The organism is Holospora elegans E1 (assembly GCF_000648275.1).
Lineage (GTDB): Bacteria > Pseudomonadota > Alphaproteobacteria > Holosporales > Holosporaceae > Holospora > Holospora undulata_A.
On record NZ_BAUP01000060.1, the window covers coordinates 1 to 3678 of the forward strand.

Here is a 3678-nt window from a genome sequence, read left to right on the forward strand (position 1 = left end):
TCCTTCAAAGACTTTTTAGAGGTGCCGAAGTTGGCCAATTGATTATCTTTTATACGGATAAAAAAAGGGATCTTGTGGTCAAACAAATAAGTCAAACAAATAAGTGATCCAATCTTTGCCCACAAATTCGCGATCAGCTGAAAAGGAGAGAATTTTATCGAACCCAAAGATTTCCTGAAATTGATTTAATAAGCTGATGCGTGCTAGGGTGTGCGAATTTTTCTGGTGATCAAGCATGCTCCAAAACAAAGGAAATGCAATATTTTCAACTTTAACAGCTAGTACGAGGCAATTGATATTCTGCGTTCCAAACTTCCAATTGGTGCCATCGAGCATTAAATGCATTTTAGGAACTGGCTCCCAAATGCTTGATATTAAGGCTTTTGAGAAGAGTCCAGAATAATTACTTGTCCTTTTAAAAAAACGCCTGACGCGTTCAAGCTTGGATTTTATTGAAGGTGGAGAGTGCATCTTGTGGATCATCGCAGGATGCTGAACCTTTCGCTGATCGATCATACTAAGTACGAAGGTTTTAAAAGTCTCTGCGCGGGAATTGTGAAAAGCTAATATTTTTTTTATCTTGTTTATTAAGGATGAGAGGTTCATTTGCATTAAGCATTGTTGTTTGTTTTTAATAAAATAGTCTATCTTTCGGGTCTTTTAAAGACCCTTCAAAAAAGTGAGGGGGAGTATGAGCTCCAATGATATTTAATGAATCTTGTACTATGAAGGTATTCGAAATTTGGGGGAAACAATGTTTAATAAAGAAGCTGAAGCCAGGCTAGGGGGGGGAGTTATGGATACTTCTGCCTTTCATCGATCACAGAAAACTAAATATTTAATTAAATCTGTTGGGTGGGAGGCACCCCGGATCTAAATCCAATTGAAAAATTCTTGGCCAATATGAAACGATGTATTAGATCCCAAATTAATGCGTTTGATAAACTTTATGAAGCTTTTTCTTCATTCTTCCAAATCCCATCTTCAGGCTAAATGACTGTATTAGAGAATCACCAAGATAACGCCAAAAAAAATTAAAAATAAGAAAAAGATCAAAAATACCAATAATAAACAAAATTTATTTTATTCAGGAAAAAAGAAGCAGCTTTCTATAAAAACACAAGACAAGGTATATGTGCGGCATTTTCAAAGGGGTAAGCGTCACGATTTTAGAGAATTTAAAGAATCCAAAATAAAGGTTCATCGAGAAAAAAATCTGCATCGTACTCCTGCATTACCAAAGAAAAAAAGATAAAAATAAAAATTTTAAAGTGAAGAGAGGTGAATGAAAAAGTTATTGGAGCTCTTAAACGATTTAAACTCATCGTTTCAGAAATAGAAGAAAAAGATCTGGATCTAGACTTTAATCTTATTTCTTCTAATTATGCTATGGAGTTAGCTAAACTATAGTTTACGAAGAAGTCTAATGTAAATTGCTTCTTCAAATACACTTGATGTTAGGAAAATCAGGAATTTTTATTCTCTACTACCTGTACGAGCGCTTTTATATACAATAATAAAAAAAATCTATCCTTCATAAACAAAAATCTTTATTTAGAAAATTTTCCAAACATTTTTTTCATTTCTCCAAAACGTGTCAACAGCTGATTAACGTCTTGAACTGTGGTTCCGCTTCCCCTTGCGATACGTTTTTTTCGAGAGGCATCAAGTATCTTGGGGTCCTTTCTTTCTTTAACAGTCATGGACGACAAAATCGCTTTCTCTTTTTTAAAAGAAGTGTCTTTATTTTGCAAAGACTCTAGAATTGCCCCCATTCCTGGGATTAATTTTAGTATAGAGGATAACCCCCCCATTTTTTGCATTGCGTCCATCTGAACAATAAGATCATCCAAAGTAAATATTCCTTTTTGAATACGACTTAGTTGCTGAGCGTGGGTTTCATGGGAAAGAAGTTGCGTGGTTTTGTGCACAAGTTCTGCGATATCTCCTTGATCTAATATACGATTGACTATACGCTTTGCGTCCCATTGCATAAAGTCTTGAGGTTTTTCACCGGTTCCTAAAAATTTTATGGGAAGGTCCAACAACGACTTTAAAGATAAAATTACTCCAGCTTTATGATTAGCATCTAATTTCGACAACGCTATTCCGTTAAGCGTTAATTTAGAAAAAGATTTTGAAACCTCTGTGATGCTTTGCCCTATTAAACTGTCACAAACCAGTAAGTTTTCTTTTGCGCGAATAATGCTTTGCAGTTGAACTAACTCTTCCATCAGCTCTTTATCCACGTGCAAACGTCCTGCGGTGTCAAAAATGATGTGATCATAGAAAGGCGTTTTAGATAGCGCGCGTTTTGCAGTGGTGTAAACATCTTCTTCTACAACAGGAAGGACGTCTACACCAATGCTATTTCCTATTACTGCAAGTTGGGACTGAGCTGCGGGACGATAAGGGTCGAGAGAAACAAGAAGTGTTGAAATATTCTGAGCTTTAAACATAAAGGCTAATTTTCCACATAAGGTTGTTTTTCCACTTCCTTGCAACCCCATAACCAGAATAGAAGACCTTCTGGCCCAGTGAACTGGATCATTATTTACCAAGGCAAGCATTTCATCGTACACAATCTTACTGATGAGCTGGTCTGGATACAATGACTTTACAAGGTTTCTGCCTAACGCCTGGTCTTGAACTTTTTGTAAAAACGTCTTAATAACTGGAAGCGCTACATCTGCTTCTAGTAAAGCAATCCTAATTTCCCTTAACGCTTTATCTATATCTTTTTGTGTGACAACAGAGCCATTTCCGATGCGTTGTACTGCATTACGCACAGAAACTCCTAAACGTCCAAACATCTCTTGGGTATCGATCAATAAAATCCTGTTCAGTCTACCTTAATTTGCTTTAAAAATCAAATGAAATAAAAAGAGATTTGGATTTGCGTAAAAAAGTTTCTAAAAAATTTTTGCAATAACAAACAATGTGGAAAAATTTTCACAAGGTGTGCCTGAAAAAGACAAGCTCCAAGCCCTTGTTTTATACGCAAGCGGCCTTTCAATGAACCAAATTGCTCAGCTTTTTGGTGTCAGCGCCACCGCTATTTTGAAGTGGGGCAAGCACCTTAGGATTAAGGCTATGCGCCAAAATTGAGCCATCTCCAGAAGACAAAGGTATTGTCATAGAAGTCGATAAATTTTGGTATTATTAAAAAAAAAGAAGCAAGAAATTTGGATTTTTAAAGCCTATGATCGTGCTGGAAAAGGGCTCTTCTATTGGGAATTTGGTGATCACACGAGGAAAACATTCAAACGAGTTTTTGAACGATTAAAAAAATGGAAAATTTTATTTTATTGCGGAAATCATTGGGAAGGTTTTAATAAAATTATTTCAAGCCCTTGCCTCTTTCAGGGAAAAGATAAAACCTTTTCCATTGAACAAAATTAATGCTCGACATCGCCATTAGTTTGCAATATTTTGCCCCCCTTGCAAACATACGATCACTTGAAATTCTGGAGGGAACACTGCATATTTTTTCGGAACTTCGCGTTAATAAAACTTTGAAAATTAATCGTGCTGTATTTGGTTGAAAGCCTTGGTTTTTTTAAAAAATATTAAAAACCTATTTGTACTTGTTAAATGTAAAATTTTAAATTCTTATTACATTGATACACCTGAAAAATCAAAAAGTTTTTGACAAAAATATTTAATAGAGGTGAAATA

The 3678-nt window shown here is 35.4% G+C and carries 6 protein-coding genes; 4 read left to right on the forward strand and 2 right to left on the reverse strand.

Going from position 1 to position 3678, the window contains the following annotated elements; translation table 11 throughout:
* Nucleotides 1-78 precede the first annotated feature (78 nt).
* Nucleotides 79-612 (reverse strand): hypothetical protein, encoded by a 534-nt coding sequence (locus tag HE1_RS02015; RefSeq protein WP_035544155.1) that lies wholly within the window; start codon nt 610-612, stop codon nt 79-81.
* Between the two features lie 669 nt (nt 613-1281).
* On the opposite strand from HE1_RS02015, the gene HE1_RS09930 reads away from it, so the two are divergent.
* On the forward strand, nt 1282-1410 hold the full coding sequence (locus tag HE1_RS09930) for a hypothetical protein (RefSeq protein ID WP_278243126.1): 129 nt from the start codon (nt 1282-1284) through the stop codon (nt 1408-1410).
* Nucleotides 1411-1550: 140 nt separating this feature from the next.
* Here the strand turns inward: HE1_RS09930 and HE1_RS02020 are convergent, their stop codons facing one another.
* On the reverse strand, nt 1551-2831 hold the full coding sequence (locus HE1_RS02020; protein WP_162480191.1) for a signal recognition particle protein: 1281 nt from the start codon (nt 2829-2831) through the stop codon (nt 1551-1553).
* An 88-nt stretch (nt 2832-2919) separates the two neighbouring features.
* On the opposite strand from HE1_RS02020, the gene HE1_RS08060 reads away from it, so the two are divergent.
* The 3 genes from HE1_RS08060 to HE1_RS09580 are packed head-to-tail and all read left to right on the forward strand — an operon-like array spanning nt 2920 to nt 3545.
* A complete protein-coding gene (locus HE1_RS08060; RefSeq protein WP_242837174.1) occupies nt 2920-3108 on the forward strand; it encodes a helix-turn-helix domain-containing protein in 189 nt (62 codons plus the stop codon).
* A 45-nt stretch (nt 3109-3153) separates the two neighbouring features.
* Nucleotides 3154-3402 (forward strand): IS1 family transposase, encoded by a 249-nt coding sequence (locus HE1_RS09575; protein ID WP_035544156.1) that lies wholly within the window; start codon nt 3154-3156, stop codon nt 3400-3402.
* The gene (locus HE1_RS09580) at nt 3402-3545 is read left to right on the forward strand and encodes a hypothetical protein (RefSeq protein WP_242837173.1); all 144 of its coding nucleotides are present in this window, start codon (nt 3402-3404) and stop codon (nt 3543-3545) included. The genes HE1_RS09575 and HE1_RS09580 overlap by 1 nt, the downstream gene beginning before the upstream one ends.
* Nucleotides 3546-3678: the final 133 nt, after the last annotated feature.

What these genes read in the sequence shown, in the direction of transcription:
- HE1_RS02015 (WP_035544155.1), bottom strand. Translation starts at nt 612, where the DNA reads ATGCAAATGAACCTCTCATCCTTAATAAACAAGATAAAAAAAATATTA.
- HE1_RS09580 (WP_242837173.1), top strand. Translation starts at nt 3,402, where the DNA reads ATGCTCGACATCGCCATTAGTTTGCAATATTTTGCCCCCCTTGCAAAC.